The following is a 15099-nucleotide window of genomic DNA, read 5'->3' on the forward strand; positions in this document are numbered from 1 at the left end:
GAAACTTGCCAAATTGCCCCAACCAATCAATTCAATACATCTGTTGGTTTGCTCTCTATTTGTGTATAACTGATCCCCCCCTAAATGTGTATGGCGAAAATTCCAAACCATCAATTGTCATATTTATTTACATCAAGAGTCCCCACGAGGACAAGATCACTCATTCAACCCTGACGCTGAAGGTAAACGCAGTGGCGCTGGGCATGGCTCAAGGGGGTGGCAAAGGCCTGAATCTCTAGGAGTTGACTGCGGTATCGCGGCAGCAGGGTTCCTAGGGTTTGGGCATCCTCTTTGCTCCACTGACCTCGGTACAGGACTAAAATGCCCCCCGATCGCAATAGGGGTAACCCATAGGCACAACAACGAGCCACATCACCGACGGCTCGAATCAAGGCCAAATCATAGCGGCGCTCATGGGCTTCTGCCCGTCCCCATTGCGGCTGAATGTTGGCCAAACCAACACTTGAAGGGAGAGAGTGCAAAAATTTGACTTTCTTTTGGGTTGCTTCAAGGAGTGTCACTGACCAATCGGGGCGGGCGATCGCCACCGGTACCCCCGGAAAACCACCGCCACTGCCAATATCAATGACCTGTTGAATCTTAGTTCCCCAAGGTGTTCCCCCAGTAGGCTGAAGCCATGGCAAAATCCCCCGCAACGAATCCCAGAGGTGCTTCTCCCAGAAATCAGGGACTGCCGTAATCCGCGTCAAGTTGATCCCTTGGTTGGCTGCGAGGATTGCCCCATAGAAGCGTTGGAACTGTTCCTGCTGTTGGGGTGTGGGTTGCCACTGGAGGGTCTCCTGCCAAGGGAATGGCTCAAGCAATAACGGCCTAGGACTCGCCATCACCACCACTGGGCAACTCTTTCTTTGCTGTTAGCACCTCCCACGCCGCTTTGAGTCGCTCCTCAAAATCCTTGACATGGCTAGAGACGGTATCAGCATTCGACTTCAGCTCTGCGATCGCCGTTTCAAGGGCTTTCTGTACATCCGCTGGCAGGGCTTTTAACTGAGCGGCGGCAAAGCGCTGGAGAGCCGCCAGCAGTTCTTTGGCTGCTTCAATCACCTCCTCAGCACTGACGGTTTCTCCAGCGGGCTCAGGGTTGGATGACTCGGCAGCAGCAACCGGTTCTTCAGTGGTTGTGGGTGGAACTTGTTCTTCAGACATGGCGGTAGGCTCCTAAACGTACTCACTCATTCATAACTGCACAACTGGTACCCTTACCTTAGCAAATGCTGCCTTTGATCTTTTGCAGCAACTCGCAAACAAAAACCCCACCCCCCTAGGGGTAGGGCGTCCATTTCCTCATTAGCTAGGGACAGCTAGAAGCTAAATGTCGTTCGCACAACCCCCAGAAGCAGCGGCGCGTTGTTACTGTTGCTGTTGGAATTGACCACGGCAATGAGGCCAGGTGTAATTGAAATATTCCGCGAGATCGGAATACGGTATAGCCCTTCGATGTGATAGGAGTTAAAGGTTGCCCCCGGTGCACCCGCTACATTGCGAACGCTAATGGTTTGTGGGGGTTGACCGACAATTAAACCCAGAACATCGCCCTTGCGCCAGATGTCCGGTACAGCAAAGGTGGCGGCCCAGTTTAAGACTTCTGCTTCTCGCCGTGGGCCTGTGAATCCTTGTACCTGATAGACATTGGAGTAGCCGACCCAGCCTGCAATGTTGAATTTTTGAATGGGGCGATAGGTAAACTGAAAGCCAAAGTTATCGGCGGCTGCATTGGCGTTATTGCCGATGGGGTTGGCAGCAGAGCCGGCAAACCCACTGCTTCCCGTTCCGCCAGCAACACCGACACCAAAGGAGCGCACATAGGTAAATCCCATGGCGAGGTTCTTCGCAGGTCGCCAGTCGAGTTGGGCCAAGGCGGCATAGGCACCGTCGAAGAGACCATTAGTATTTGGTGTATTTCGATCCGGATTAGCTGCGTTCGGTGCCTGATAGCTCAGATTTAGGGTTAGGCCAGTGCCCCGCTCTCTATTTTCAAGGAGGGTATAGCGCAGTGTTAAGCCAGCGCCGCCACCAAAGCGATAGAGGGGGTTAAAGCGACCAAACCGGCTAATGGCTCCCGTTTCACCGGACTGCAAGAGAGGGTTAAAGGTGAAGACGTTCTTGTCGAAATTGCCTGCTGATGCATCAAAGGCAAGGAATAGGCGCCTAGTAAGGGGGGTGCGATAGTAAAGGTCGTCGATTCGGAATTGCCCATTGGTGTTGGTATCGTAGCCAAGACGCGCCATATTTGTGTTTGTAAGATTAGCACCGTCGTATCTGGGCATGTTGGCCGCTTGGATACGCACTCGCAGGACATCTCTGCCATAGAAGCTGGTGTCAAAGTTCAGCCGAGCGCGGTAGGTAGCAACGGTATTGTCCTCGATGGTGGGCCCGCGATTGGGTGCTGGCAGGGAGCGAGTCCCTGTGAGAACATCGGACACATTGAAGATGACTGAAGCGCGTAGTTTAGTAGTGGTGGAAAATTGGGTTGCTTCAAGGTTGGCAACGCGACCTTCTAGATTTGTCACCCGTCCCTTGATCACCGCTAATTCGCTACTAAACTCCTCTGCTAGCCGCTGAAGGGTGGCCAGATCTTCCTTGCTGGCAAAGCGATCGCTGATCACATCCAAGCAGGCGTTCAAGGCTGCAGCCATCTCAAAGCGTGTGGCGGCACGATTGCCACGGAAAGTGCCATCGGGATAACCGGCAATGCAGCCATATTTCTCCACCAGTGAGGCCAAGGCTTGATAGGCCCAGTCCGTGGGGCGCACATCCGAGAGTTGATTCACTGAGGTCACTTGCGGCATTGTCCGCTGCATTCCCAAAGACGGCGCGGGGGCAGGGAGTCGGGGAGCTTGAGCCTCTAAGTCCGCCACTGCTGGCACTTGTGCCACTTGCAAGGGGGATTTTACTGAACGAGTGACTTGTTGCAACTTATCATCAAGAAATCCAGAAGCACTCACATCATTCGTATGGGGTATGTCTTGTAACTGATTCGCAGCTAATGCTGCTGACATTCCCCACGCAGGAGCCAAAGCTAGCCCCAGCCAGACCGCGATCGATCTCGCCATTATTCACTCCTCAATCATGATCAAAGTATCTGCAAGCCTCGATTTATAGGATATTCAAGGGCAATCGGGCGATCGCCCCCAGCACTTCTGAACAGGCAACTCTCACCTGCCCCCTAGGAAAAGTTAGGAGTAGATTCGCAATACGTTCATTGAGGCTGAACAGAGGAAAACGGTTTCTTTACTTTCTTTAGCTTGAACTACTTGCAAATAAAAGTCAACTACTTCTTGCAAATTTCTCTAAACCAGTCCCAACGCTGCTGTGAGGAAACCTTGGTATGCTTTTTAGCAACTCTGTTGATCGCTGCTGTCATGTCCTACTCCCTCCGTGTTGCTGATCTGCCCGTCGGCGATCGCCCCCGTGAAAAGCTACTCAGCCAAGGTGCCCGCTATCTCAGTTCCGCAGAACTGTTGGCGATTTTACTGGGGACTGGTCAAGGGGCGGGCAAACTCTCAGCCGTGGGCTTAGGACAATTTATCCTCAAACAGTTGGGGGAGCGCAGTGGTAACAGTACCGATGCCGTGAGCCTTTTACGCGACATTACCCCAGAGGAATTGATGGCCATCCCTGGTGTTGGCCCCGCCAAAGCCACGACCATTCTGGCGGCTGTGGAGTTGGGGAAGCGGGTCTTTCAGTCGCGACCGGGGGAGCAAACGATCATTGATAATCCTGCCCTTGCTGCCGCTGTCCTCAGTACTGATCTCATGTGGCAACCGACGGAACGCTTTGCCGTTCTCTTGCTGGATGTGCGCCATCGCCTATTGGGGTCTCATGTGATTACCGTGGGAACCGCCACAGAAACGCTTGTCCATCCCCGCGAAGTTTTCCGTGAAGCGGTGCGTCGCAATGCGAGCCGCCTGATCATTGCCCACAACCATCCCTCAGGCAATCTCTCTCCCAGTCAAGCGGATCTGGACTTAACCAAACAAATTCTGCAAGCGGGACAGCTCATCGGGATTCCAGTGCTGGATCATTTGATTCTCGGCAATGGCGATTACCAAAGCCTCCGGGAAACAACCTCCCTATGGCAAGAGGTTCCCCAAGGGGATGGATCTGCCTAAGGATGTTCCCAAGCTCCTCGATTTCGGGAGGCAGTGGCAGCCGTTATTCCTCGTCGTCAGGTTCGTTTTCCAGTAATGCCTTGGCTTCCAGTAACTGCTCTTTGTGGGCTTCACTAACAATTGGGTAGTGTAGGTTCAAACTCGCTAACTTTTGATAAATGAAGTGAGCCACCATCAGCCGCGCAAACCACTTGCGATTGGCGGGAATAATGTGCCACGGTGCCCATTCAGTGCTGGTGTGGCGAAAGACATCGGCATAGGCCGCTCGATAGTCGTCCCAGTGGGCGCGATCGCGCACGTCATCAATCGAAAATTTCCAGTTCTTTTCCGGGCGACTAATGCGCTCCAAAAAGCGTTTTTTTTGCTCTGCTTTGGAGATATTCAGGAAAAACTTGAGGATGAGAATGCCATTGCGGGTTAAGTAACGTTCGTAGTGATTAATGTCCTCAAAGCGCTCTTTCCAGATGTGCTTGGTCTTGGTTTCGGGGGGAAGTTGCTGGCGATTGAGCAAATCGGGGTGCACCCGCACCACAAGAACTTCTTCGTAATAGGAGCGATTAAAAATACCAATACAGCCTCGCTCTGGCAATGCGCGGTTGGCTCGCCACAAAAAGTCATGATCCAACTCCTCGGCACTCGGTGCCTTAAAGCTATACACCTGACAGCCTTGGGGGTTAATGCCACTCATGACGTGTTTGATCGTGCTGTCTTTGCCCGCTGCATCCATCGCTTGGAAAATAATCAGCAGCGCATAGATATTCTGGGCATAGAGAACATCTTGGTAAGCGGCTAGCTTCTTAATGCCAGCGGCAAGGAGTTCTTGGGCTTCGACTTTGCTTTTGAGGCCAGCGGTATCCGCAGGATCATAGTCCTGCCAGTGAAATTTCCCCCCCACGGGAACAATGTAGCGATCGGGGTTAATTTGGTCGAGAAAATCTTGGGGAATCATGATCAGGAGGGGTTGCGGCAGAACTGTATCCTAGCATACATTCTCTCATTGCAGAAAAATCGAAATATCCCCCTTTCGCGGCTATCTTTAACAAATTGTATAAGTCACAGGCAAAACAGAATTCTCTTTGTATGCTGTATCAGTAGGCGAGCGATCGCCCGCCATCGAATCATTTTCTGTCGTTTGCGTTTTGGACAGCCACCGTGGCTCCGATTAAACCTCACAAACTGGATCTCGATGCAAGTTACCCCTGCCCCTGTCGTCGCCAAGGGGAGTTGATGCCGATCGCCCTCACGGAAGCTTTTGGCTGTCGGCGCTGTCAGCAAATTTTTGTCGTCCGTCCCGATGGCTATTCGATTGAGCAGTTGGCCACCACCTATCCCTACAAACGCGCATGGTATTGGACAGGATTGCAGTGGAATCAGTTGCAGCGGGGCTTCTCAGAAAGCTATTGGTATTTTGCGATTGGCCTGAGCTTCTTTTTATTGATGCCTATTCTCCTCTGGCTGCCCTTACTTCTACAATTGTCCTTAAAACCTGAAGGGCTGCTATGGATCATTGCCTCCCTGCTGATTGCACTGATGCCGGCATTTCTAGTCTGGATTGCCCTCTCCCGTCGTTGAATGCGCTACGGCCATGTTGCCTGAGCCGCTAAGGGGGGCGCGGGTCGCCAGTACACACCTCAGCCAAGTTAGCTATGCCCTCCGTCAGGACGCTCTTCGGCGATTGATTGAGGAGTTGGCAACAGCAGAACCCCTCCTGTTGGAGCAAAATACGCTCGATCTTGAATCTAGCCGCGATTTAGCAGTGTCCCAGATTGTTCTTGGCTGGCTACGGCTGACCCATGAGCGCCTGCACCGTATTCGCCAGTGGCTAGAGCACCTCTACCATGCTGCAGATCCATGGCAGCAATCATTGCCAACGCGACCCGAGCGGTTTCAGTATGCCGTGCCCCTAGGGGTGGTGGCCTTGGTCTATGAAGGGCTACCTACTTTAAGTTTGATGCTGGCGGGCATGGCCCTCAAAACGGGAAATGCCCTTGTGCTCTGGAGTGGTGAAAGTAGCCGCTATACTGCTGGGGCGATCGCCAGTCTCATCGAGGCCGCCCTCAGTAAAACCAGTCTGCCCAAAGCCACCATTCAAACCCTCTCCCTGAGTCCAACCAGTTGGCTTGCGGATCCCGTCGCTGTTGATCTCGCCCTTGTCTATGGCCGCTCCCGCTTTGTGGCCGAGCAACGCGCTGCTGCTCGCTGTCCCTTGGTCTCTCTTTCCCTTGGGAATACCTATCTGGTTTGGGATGGTTCGGTGTCGCCAGAGAGTGTCCTCAACTGTATTCAGCACAGCCACCAAGCCAATCCCGATCGCGCCCTTGCCATTGAAAAGGTCATTGTGCTCGGTAATGTCAATCCCTCCCATCTGGCATTTGTGATCAATGAACTGACCCAAGCGGGCTACAAGCAGGGGGTGGATGAGCACTTACACCGCAACTATCCCGAAATTCCCCTCGTGGACGCCAGTGAGTGGCCGCTCCCCTATCTGGATCAACGCTTGGCGTGGCACTACGAAGAGGATCTCACCGCCGCAGTGCATTGGATTCACCAGTATGGCAGCGCCGCCAGTGGGATTATTGCCAGCAGCTACGAAGACTGCCGTGCCTTTTATCAGCAGGTGCAAACCCCCCTTGTCTTTGTCAATCGTCCCCCCCAACTAGAGCGCTTGGATGCCTTGGCCATTGGTGCTGCTGCAAGGGGTTGCCAGCGGGGACTCTTTGGCCTTGGGCAATTACTCAGCACCAAGCAGGTCTATCTGTAGGGAAGTTTTAGCTGGAACTGACAGGGACAGGCGTGAGCCAATCGCCACTGCCATTGGTTTCCACTTCCGTGAGCCAGCGTTGATAATCGGCGACAAGGTGTTGACTGAGGCGTTGTTTCATCGTTAACAGAACGCTCTTGAGTAAGCCATTGCCGGTGGCTTCGAGAATCGGGCGCGGTGTGAGATCCAAAGGCGGCGGAATATCCACGCCCACCTGCAAGTCAGCTAGACCAATCAAATCCGTGCCGTTTGCCGTTGCTTGGGGAGACAAGTAACCTTCGAGGGCAAGGTGAAAGCGGCGATTAATGTAGTCCACGCCGCGAATTTCACAGCCGAGGGAGCGCAATTGTAAAGAGCCATCGCTATTAGCATGGACAGCCAGATCCACCGTGGGCTGCAAGCTGACCATGAGAAAGTTAAGGGGACGCATCTTGAGGCGAAAGCGATCGCTACCCAAAAATTCCACTCGGGTTGGATCGGTGAGGGCATAGACAAGCCGCTGGGGTTGGCGCAGGTAGTGCTGCAAGGGAGCCGTGGGTGTTTCAATACTGAGGCGCACAGATTGGCTGGCCTTAAATTCTAAGTACATAGCACACCTAGCGAACGTTGTTTCTAATGTAACGAATTATTAAGAAGATTGGTAAACGGTAAACCGAACTCCCTAATCTGCCCAGCGGGTTTGCCGTCCCAGCCAAATGACCGGAATGAGACCGACGACCACCAAGGCCAAAGCACTTAAGGCGGCTTCGGGAAGTTGCTCATCAGAGGCAAAGCGGTAAACCTGTATGGCTAGGGTATCAAAGTTAAAGGGACGAATCACCAATGTTGCAGGCAATTCCTTCATCACATCGACAAAGACCATCAGGGCAGCGGTAAAAAGGCCGGGCACCATCAGCGGCAAGTGAACCGTGCGCAGAATATTCCAGGGCGATCGCCCCAATGTCCGCGCCACCTCATCCAAGGACGGACGAATCTTCACTAGGCTGGCCTCCACACTGCCCAAGGAAACCGCCAAAAAGCGTACCAAGTAGGCATAGATCAGGGCTGTGATTGTGCCACTGAGAATCAAGCCCACTTCCACCCCCCACAGGTGCTCAGTGACATCGTTAATGACGTTATCTAGCCACCCCAAGGGCATGAGAATCCCCACCGCAATCACCGTACCGGGAATGGCATAGCCCATCGCCGCAATCTGTGTTCCCCAACGCACCCAAACCGTTGGCAGCAAGCGATGCCCATAGGCCAAGAGCAGGGCAATGCCCACCGCCAAAACCGCAGAGAGGGTGGCCAAAATCAAGCTGTGGCTGGCGTGTTCTAAAAATTCACGGCTGAGGTGCAGTTGTTGGTAGCTGATGGCCAAGTAGAGGAGTAACCCGCCGGGGAGTAGAAGACCAAAGAACACCGGTAGGGCACAGACCAGCCAAGCCAAAGCGGCTCGCCAGCCTTTGAGCACGTAGGGAATGGGGCGATCGCCCCCGCGATTGTAATAGCGTGCCTTGCCCCGAGACCATTTCTCCACGAGCAGCAGGGCAAAAACAATCACCACCAAAACTGAGGCCAACTGCGCCGCCGCCACGCGATCGCCCATGCCAAACCAAGTGCGGTAAATGCCGACGGTGAAGGTATCCACACCAAAGTACTGCACAGTACCAAAATCATTCAGGGTTTCCATGAGGGCGAGGCTTGTACCCGCAGCGATCGCTGGCCGAGCAAGGGGCAGCGCCACCGTCCAAAAGCTGCGCCAAGGCCCACAGCCAAGGGAACGACTGGCCTCTAAGCTACAGGTGGCCTGCTCCAAAAAGGCTACCCGCGCCAAGAGAAAGACATAGGGATAGAGAACGAGGGTGAGCATGGCGATCGCCCCGCCAAGGGAGCGGATATTGGGAAACCAGTAGTCACCGTAGCCCCAGCCTGTCACCTCCCGTAGCCACCCCTGAATGGGACCTTCAAAGGCGAAAAACTCCGTATAGGTATAGGCCAAAACATAGGCGGGTGCTGCCAAGGGGGTTAACAGTAGCCATTGCCACCAGCGCACCCCCCAAAACTGACAGTTGGTGACCAGCCAAGCAGTACTGACACCAATGACAATCACCCCTGCTCCCACCCCCAACATCAGCCAGAGGGAGTTGAGTAAATAGTCGGGTAAAACGGTTGTGGCCAAATGGTGCCAAGTGTCACCCGTATTCACAAAGAGTTGACTGAGAATGACCAAAATCGGTACCGCAATCACCACTGCAATCAGCGACACCACTAACTCCCAGGGTTTGAGCTGAACCAGCTGCGGCATTCTCATGGATTTCAACATCGGGCAACCTCCCAAAATAGGTACTGACGTTGTGGGCAAGAGGTGGACAGGACTCAAAGAATGGTCAAACTAAAGTCTAGCCAAGGGGAACGCGTGATCATCGCGCTGGTGGAGATGTAGTCTACCCCCGTCAAGGCCACCGAGCGCAAGGTTTCCAAGGTGATATTGCCAGAGGCCTCAATTTTAATGTGGGGAGCTGCAGCACGAATCAAGGCCACGGCTTTTGCCATCTCTGGAATCGGCATATTGTCGAGCATGATCCCATCCACCCCAAGGGAAACCGCTTCACGCACCTGCTCTAGGGTCTCGGTTTCCACCTCAATCGCCAAGGGAAAGGGACTGGCTTGGCGGACTTTTTCAACCGCAGCCGTGATGCCCCCCGCTGCCACAATGTGGTTGTCCTTGATCATAATTGCATCGTCAAGGCCAAAGCGATGGTTGACACCGCCCCCCACCGCCACTGCATATTTTTCTAACAGGCGCAGTCCGGGCGTTGTTTTGCGGGTATCGACGAGTTGCGTCGGCAAGTCAGCAATTTGCTGGGCATAGGTATGGGTGAGGGTGGCAATGCCACTGAGGCGCATCAAGCAATTGAGGGCCAGCCGTTCGCCAAGGAGTAAGGTTTCTAGGGGAGCTTCAATGCGAGCAACAATTGTCGGCGCCTCACAAAGGGTGCCCTCAGCCTGCTCGTAGGTAAATACTACTGCTGCTGTCAGGCGTTGAAACACCCGCTCCACAATGGGCAGACCGGCAATCACTCCCTGACTTTTGAGACGGATGTGGGCTTTTCCTTGGCGATCCTGAAGATGCAGGGCTTGGGTGGTGCGATCGCCCCGACCGATGTCCTCCTGTAACCATTGATCCAAGAGGGGATCTAAGACACACCACGGCGGCAAATAGGCAAACACCCTAGGATTCATTGGAGAGCGTCACCAATGTCTGTAACTTGTCCCATGCGGCGCCACTGGCCAGAATCGCCTTTGCCTGATCCACCCCTTCCCACCAATCTTGAACGACTGCTGCCACGTAGAGAGCTAAGGCGGCATTGAGCGCCACCACATCCTGCTGAGCCGTTGTGCCTTTGCCCTGCAGAACTTGGGTAAGAATCTCGGCATTGGTCTGGACATCTCCCCCAGCCAGATCCCTCAGGGGGGCACTGGCGAGTCCCAAGGCTTGGGGATCAAGGACTTCTTGGCGCAGCGATTCCTCAGGGCTACTAAACATGACAAGATCGGTCATATTGCCGAGGGTGGCTTCATCCACTCCTTCGCGACCATAGAGGACAATCCCGCGTTGGCGTCCGAGACGTTGGAGGGCGCCGGCCATGGCTTCAAGATAGCGATCGCTAAAGACACCAATCACCTGCCCTGTGGGGTGGAGCGGATTCACCAAAGGACCGAGGAGATTAAAGACGGTGCGAATTTTCAGGGTACGGCGCAGGGGAGCCACGGCTTTCATGGCGGGATGCCAACCGGGGGCAAAGAGGAACGTAATCCCCACTTCCTTGAGCAAAAAGGCGGGATCGCTGTGGGCAAGATTGATCCCAAGGCACTCAAGGACATCCGCTGAACCGACGCGGCTAGAGACGGAACGATTGCCGTGCTTAGCCACTTTGACACCGGCTGCTGCGACAACAAAGGCAACCGCTGTGGAGATATTAAAGGTACCCGCGCGATCGCCCCCAGTGCCGCAGGTATCAATGAGGGGTTCGGCTAAATTTAGCGGCGCACCAGCGGACTGCGCCAACAATACCTTGGCCATGCCCGTGAGTTCCTCAACTGTCAGCCCCTTGAACTGGAGTGCCGTGAGAATGGCACCGGCGAGGGCATCGGGAATTTCTGCTGCCAGCCATCCTTGCATTAACTGGGTGGCCTGCTCTTGCGTCAGGGCTTGGCGATCGAGGAGTTGTTGGAGCAGGTCAGACCACATTGAACTGTGTCGGCAGAGAATCGAGACTGAATTAGACTTAATTGAGTTGTTGCTGGCGCTGACGTGCCTGCCAATAGTGCATCGGTAAGCAAAGCAGCGAAGAGGTGGTGAGCAAAAAGGCCAAGAGTGCGGTGATTTTGCACATTTGACCTAAATCGGTGCCTTCTAATGGTACAGCGATTTGCAGACCCCGCGCACCACAATAGACGAGCCAATAGACAAAGATCATGCGCCAAAGGGTTTCACCATAGGCCTCTTGGGGGGAATACTCCCGCAGGGGACATTGTTTTTCCTCTTGATAAGCTGTGTACAAGAGCCAGCTTAAGCCACTCAGAGCGGCGATCGCTGAAACAATTAAGATTCCCACTGACCAAGAAGCAGCCACTGTCATTGTTCTTTTGCACTCCCTATCATCAGCACATCGTTCCTCAGTCTAGGGGAGTCATTTGCAAGGGATGACAATTGCTAACAATTTGAAATTTTTACATCAACATAATTTACAAATGCTCTCTAGGTTCAGATGAGCCATCACGGCTTCTGTAAGTTGATCCAGTGCAACAGTCCGTTGCTCGGCATAGTGGGGAATGGCTGTGGGTAGGGGGGGCAGTTGACGGCGCGATCGCAACCCATTTAGCCAATGGCGACGCCAAGCACCATTTTCCAATAGCCCATGCAGGTAGGTGCCCCAAAGCGTGCCCGCTGTGTTAACAAGGCCGAGTTCTGAAGCAGAAAAAAGGGGCTGCCAACCGTTGAGATCACCTGTGTATTCACTTTGGCCTTGGTGAAGTTCATAGCCCACGATCGGCTCAGGACAGGGGAAATAAATGGATTGGGTTTGTTGTTGCTGGGTACATTTGCTTACCCCCAATTGCGTGTGCAGTGGCATGAGTCCCAGTCCTTTATAGGTGCCGGGGCAGCCCTCTAGGCCTAGAGGATCGCTGATGGTGATACCCAAAATCTGCCACCCACCGCAAATACCGAGAATGGTTCCCCCTTGGGCAGCGTAGGCTTGTAGTTGCTCTGCCATCCCCGTTTGCCGTAGGACGTGGAGATCAGCAATCGTCGTTTTCGTCCCCGGCAGGATCACGGCATCGGGTTGCCCCAAGGGACGATGGGGGGGTAGAAACTCAAGGGAAACACTGGGTTCCGCTAGGAGGGGATCCACATCGGTGAAGTTGGCAATGCGCGGCAGCCGAATGACGGTGATTTTGAGGTCGGCGCCTTGGCGTTGGGGACGCGGATCCCACAGATCGAGAGAATCCTCGGCAGCGTAGTGGTGCTCGAGCCAGGGAATCACCCCTAAAACCGGTACTCCTGTAGTCTCCTCTAGCCATTGCACACCACTGTCAAGGAGCGATCGCTGGCCACGAAATTTATTAATGACAATCCCCTGAATGAGCGATCGCTCAGCAGGATCAAGAAGCATCAATGTCCCGACAATATGGGCAAAGACGCCCCCCCGATCAATATCCGCCACAAGGATCGTCGGTGCCCCAAGATAGGTGGCCACCCGCATATTGGTGAGATCGCGGTGCTTGAGATTGACTTCTGCGGGTGACCCTGCACCTTCACACACAATCCAGTCAAAGCGTTGTCGCAGATCCGCCAAGGCCTCGGTAATCGCCTGCCAACCCCGCTCAAAATAGTCCCGATAGTAGTCTGCTGCTTGGGTGACCCCCGCCACCTGCCCCTTGAGAATCACTTGGGAGGTCATGTTGCCTTGGGGCTTGAGGAGAATCGGGTTCATCGCCACTTCGGGTTCTATCCCTGCCGCCCAGGCCTGCATTGCTTGGGCATAGCCAATTTCACCGCCCTCACGGGTGACGTAAGCATTCAAGGCCATATTCTGTCCCTTAAAGGGAGTGACACGGTAGCCCTGCTGCGCCAGCCAACGACAAATCACCGCTGTGAGGAGAGATTTACCCGCATGGGACGTGGTTCCCACTACCATCAGGGATTTAGCATTCACAGTCGAGTTGATCATTACTTCGCTGCCTGTGGAACCTTTTCCAACAGTTCTGGGGCTAGGGATTGGGTCAGGTTCAGGCCATGGGTGGGCGAACTCAACGCCATTGCTGCGGCCGGTGTCAGCCATTGCCGTGCCTGTTCATCCCCTAGAAGGTGCAAGCGTAAAAAGGCTAAGCTCAATCCTCGCAGATAGGTGCGCGATCGCGGGGGCATGGCACCGACAAGTGACTGGGGCACAGGCAACACCGGTTCATTTTGACCCGCCTCACCAATGGTTGAAAAATGGGTGGCATCGTCTATCAACACCAAGTAGCGATCGGGCGTCGTCAGCCATGTAAAGGGATAAATTTGCTCCTCGACCGCTGGGGCGATCGTATCGTCACTGGCAGCCACAAACATAACGGGAATTTTCAACTGCCTCAAGGATTCAGGACTAAAGACAGCACTGGTAATCGGGTTAACAGCAATCACCGCTTGCACACGGGGATCCTGTAGGGAATAGACCTTTGGTGGTAATGCTTGCGCTTGGCATTGGAGCAGCAGTGACACATTAAACGAGTCGAGAACACTTCTTGTGCAATGTCGCCGCAGTTGTTGAAAATCCAACGGTGCCCCCGTGAGGGTGAGAGCCGTGTAGCCGCCAAAGGACTGACCAATCATTGCCACCCGCTCCAAATTTAGCCGCCCTGCCCAAGGATAGAGTTGCTCAGGAAATGTCCCTAAACGATTGAGGACAAACGTGACATCGAGGGGGCGATCCAGAAATTCTTGGGCCGCCATCCTTGGACTGACATAGCCCATGGGAAAGGACAGTACCTGCCGGGTCGAGCTACCAACGTGCTCAAGGGCAATCACCGCAAAACCGTGGGAGGCCAGATGTTGACACAAATAGCGATAGCTGTAGCGACTTGCCCCCAGTCCATGGGAAACAATGACCACTGGAACCCGCTGTCCCGCAGGAACGATGGGTAGATAGAGATCCGCTGCAATGGGGCGGGAATGTCCCGTCAACTGCAACCGCCGAGGCGATTCATCCACTGCTGTCCAAGGCATCTCTAGCCACCGCCAAGGCCCCGGTTGGAGCAGTGATTGCACACTGGCAGGAATAGATTCTGGCTGATTTGCGATCGCCTGTTGACGAACAACATCCAGAATTGTCTCTGTTTCGCGGATTGTCTGCTGGAAGTTTTTGAGAATCACGAGTCCTTCCTTGAGGTCAAAGCGGATACTGCGGGAGGGGTAATGGCGCATCACACTCAACGCGGTGAGACCCTTGGGATCAGTGGCAGCGAGAATCAGGGCTGATCGCAGGGCAAGGGCATTTTCTTGACGGCTTTGGGTTTCGAGGATCCGACCCGCTTGCACCATCAATTCTTGACCTAGGGGGGAGTACAACAGTTGGGCAACAGCCACGGGGGACAATCGCAGCCGTTCTTGTAAGGCCAACCGCAATTGCTGCTGATGCACAGGCGGCAATAACCGTAAATAGCTGGCGAGTTCTGGGGAGGCTTGGCCAGTGGTAGCAAAGCGTTCTAAATCAGCAATGGGGAGCGATCGCTCCAAAGGGCCATAGCGAAAAATAATCCGTTCTGCTGCCGTTGCCGACAGCCCCCTTGATCCCGCCAAAAAGATGCTGAGACCCGCCACAACACTGAGGGGGGGCAAGAGAAACCACTTAAGGGAGAGAGTGTTCACAGCGAGGAGTCACGCAACACCACTAGATCAAGAAATTTAGAAAAGTAGTGGGAACAGCGCTCAGCGCAAAAATTCTATAGGTACTTTCCAGTATAGAGATAGCCCTTTGCTAATATGCCTGCTGCTGACATCATGCCCGCGCCACTTTGGAACTGCTAGGGTGCTGTCCTCGTCTGGAAAACTACTCAGGTTGTGAGCCAGCGCAATACCAGTACGTGATGGACATCATCACCCTCTCGTTGGCGCTATCACCCCGCAGCCCACACCCAACTCCTATGGTAGTAGTGTGGCAGGTAGGGAAATGACCA

At 54.1% G+C, this 15099-nt stretch carries 14 protein-coding genes; 3 read left to right on the forward strand and 11 right to left on the reverse strand.

Annotated features, from left to right (window positions below; translation table 11 throughout):
* Positions 1–164 precede the first annotated feature (164 nt).
* The 3 genes from rsmG to M0644_RS07135 all read right to left on the reverse strand — a co-directional run bounded on the left by rsmG (position 165) and on the right by M0644_RS07135 (position 3074).
* Positions 165–845 (reverse strand): 16S rRNA (guanine(527)-N(7))-methyltransferase RsmG, encoded by a 681-nt coding sequence (rsmG, locus tag M0644_RS07125; RefSeq protein ID WP_286625101.1) that lies wholly within the window; start codon positions 843–845, stop codon positions 165–167.
* Positions 832–1167 carry a hypothetical protein gene (locus M0644_RS07130; RefSeq protein ID WP_286625103.1) on the reverse strand — a complete coding sequence of 112 codons (336 nt, stop codon included), beginning with the start codon at positions 1165–1167 and terminating at the stop codon, positions 832–834. The genes rsmG and M0644_RS07130 overlap by 14 nt, the downstream gene beginning before the upstream one ends.
* A gap of 155 nt (positions 1168–1322) precedes the next feature.
* Complete coding sequence (locus tag M0644_RS07135) at positions 1323–3074, reverse strand: iron uptake porin (protein ID WP_286625104.1); 1752 nt, start codon at positions 3072–3074, stop codon at positions 1323–1325.
* A 309-nt stretch (positions 3075–3383) separates the two neighbouring features.
* On the opposite strand from M0644_RS07135, the gene radC reads away from it, so the two are divergent.
* On the forward strand, positions 3384–4133 hold the full coding sequence (gene radC / locus M0644_RS07140; protein WP_286625105.1) for a DNA repair protein RadC: 750 nt from the start codon (positions 3384–3386) through the stop codon (positions 4131–4133).
* Between the two features lie 43 nt (positions 4134–4176).
* Here the strand turns inward: radC and M0644_RS07145 are convergent, their stop codons facing one another.
* Positions 4177–5082: a polyphosphate kinase 2 family protein gene (locus tag M0644_RS07145; protein ID WP_286625106.1), complete on the reverse strand. Its 906-nt coding sequence runs from the start codon at positions 5080–5082 to the stop codon at positions 4177–4179.
* A 203-nt stretch (positions 5083–5285) separates the two neighbouring features.
* Here M0644_RS07145 and M0644_RS07150 point away from each other — a divergent pair, with 203 nt between their 5' ends.
* Both M0644_RS07150 and M0644_RS07155 read left to right on the forward strand, forming a co-directional pair.
* The gene (locus M0644_RS07150) at positions 5286–5705 is read left to right on the forward strand and encodes a hypothetical protein (protein WP_286625107.1); all 420 of its coding nucleotides are present in this window, start codon (positions 5286–5288) and stop codon (positions 5703–5705) included.
* 13 nt (positions 5706–5718) lie between these two features.
* Positions 5719–6894 (forward strand): hypothetical protein, encoded by a 1176-nt coding sequence (locus M0644_RS07155; protein ID WP_286625108.1) that lies wholly within the window; start codon positions 5719–5721, stop codon positions 6892–6894.
* A gap of 7 nt (positions 6895–6901) precedes the next feature.
* Here M0644_RS07155 and M0644_RS07160 read toward each other — a convergent pair whose 3' ends face one another.
* The 7 genes from M0644_RS07160 to M0644_RS07190 all read right to left on the reverse strand — a co-directional run bounded on the left by M0644_RS07160 (position 6902) and on the right by M0644_RS07190 (position 14791).
* Positions 6902–7483, reverse strand: a complete 582-nt coding sequence (locus M0644_RS07160; protein ID WP_149819459.1) for a DUF1997 domain-containing protein — start codon at positions 7481–7483, stop codon at positions 6902–6904.
* A gap of 72 nt (positions 7484–7555) precedes the next feature.
* On the reverse strand, positions 7556–9199 hold the full coding sequence (locus M0644_RS07165) for an ABC transporter permease (protein ID WP_399373702.1): 1644 nt from the start codon (positions 9197–9199) through the stop codon (positions 7556–7558).
* Between the two features lie 53 nt (positions 9200–9252).
* Positions 9253–10119: a carboxylating nicotinate-nucleotide diphosphorylase gene (nadC, locus tag M0644_RS07170; protein ID WP_286625110.1), complete on the reverse strand. Its 867-nt coding sequence runs from the start codon at positions 10117–10119 to the stop codon at positions 9253–9255.
* Complete coding sequence (gene trpD, locus M0644_RS07175; protein WP_286625111.1) at positions 10109–11128, reverse strand: anthranilate phosphoribosyltransferase; 1020 nt, start codon at positions 11126–11128, stop codon at positions 10109–10111. Before trpD ends, nadC begins: the two co-directional genes overlap by 11 nt.
* Before the next feature lie 37 nt (positions 11129–11165).
* The gene (locus M0644_RS07180; RefSeq protein ID WP_149819466.1) at positions 11166–11519 is read right to left on the reverse strand and encodes a hypothetical protein; all 354 of its coding nucleotides are present in this window, start codon (positions 11517–11519) and stop codon (positions 11166–11168) included.
* Positions 11520–11615: 96 nt separating this feature from the next.
* Positions 11616–13112 carry a cobyric acid synthase gene (locus M0644_RS07185; protein WP_286625112.1) on the reverse strand — a complete coding sequence of 499 codons (1497 nt, stop codon included), beginning with the start codon at positions 13110–13112 and terminating at the stop codon, positions 11616–11618.
* Complete coding sequence (locus M0644_RS07190) at positions 13112–14791, reverse strand: alpha/beta hydrolase (RefSeq protein ID WP_286625113.1); 1680 nt, start codon at positions 14789–14791, stop codon at positions 13112–13114. The genes M0644_RS07185 and M0644_RS07190 overlap by 1 nt, the downstream gene beginning before the upstream one ends.
* Positions 14792–15099 lie beyond the last annotated feature (308 nt).

Source organism: Thermosynechococcus sp. B1 (assembly GCF_030322985.1).
Lineage (GTDB): Bacteria > Cyanobacteriota > Cyanobacteriia > Thermosynechococcales > Thermosynechococcaceae > Thermosynechococcus.

What these genes read in the sequence shown, in the direction of transcription:
- rsmG (WP_286625101.1), bottom strand. Translation starts at nt 845, where the DNA reads ATGGCGAGTCCTAGGCCGTTATTGCTTGAGCCATTCCCTTGGCAGGAG.
- M0644_RS07130 (WP_286625103.1), bottom strand. Translation starts at nt 1,167, where the DNA reads ATGTCTGAAGAACAAGTTCCACCCACAACCACTGAAGAACCGGTTGCT.
- M0644_RS07135 (WP_286625104.1), bottom strand. Translation starts at nt 3,074, where the DNA reads ATGGCGAGATCGATCGCGGTCTGGCTGGGGCTAGCTTTGGCTCCTGCG.
- radC (WP_286625105.1), top strand. Translation starts at nt 3,384, where the DNA reads ATGTCCTACTCCCTCCGTGTTGCTGATCTGCCCGTCGGCGATCGCCCC.
- M0644_RS07145 (WP_286625106.1), bottom strand. Translation starts at nt 5,082, where the DNA reads ATGATTCCCCAAGATTTTCTCGACCAAATTAACCCCGATCGCTACATT.
- M0644_RS07155 (WP_286625108.1), top strand. Translation starts at nt 5,719, where the DNA reads ATGTTGCCTGAGCCGCTAAGGGGGGCGCGGGTCGCCAGTACACACCTC.
- M0644_RS07160 (WP_149819459.1), bottom strand. Translation starts at nt 7,483, where the DNA reads ATGTACTTAGAATTTAAGGCCAGCCAATCTGTGCGCCTCAGTATTGAA.
- M0644_RS07165 (WP_399373702.1), bottom strand. Translation starts at nt 9,199, where the DNA reads ATGTTGAAATCCATGAGAATGCCGCAGCTGGTTCAGCTCAAACCCTGG.
- nadC (WP_286625110.1), bottom strand. Translation starts at nt 10,119, where the DNA reads ATGAATCCTAGGGTGTTTGCCTATTTGCCGCCGTGGTGTGTCTTAGAT.
- trpD (WP_286625111.1), bottom strand. Translation starts at nt 11,128, where the DNA reads ATGTGGTCTGACCTGCTCCAACAACTCCTCGATCGCCAAGCCCTGACG.
- M0644_RS07180 (WP_149819466.1), bottom strand. Translation starts at nt 11,519, where the DNA reads ATGACAGTGGCTGCTTCTTGGTCAGTGGGAATCTTAATTGTTTCAGCG.
- M0644_RS07185 (WP_286625112.1), bottom strand. Translation starts at nt 13,112, where the DNA reads ATGATCAACTCGACTGTGAATGCTAAATCCCTGATGGTAGTGGGAACC.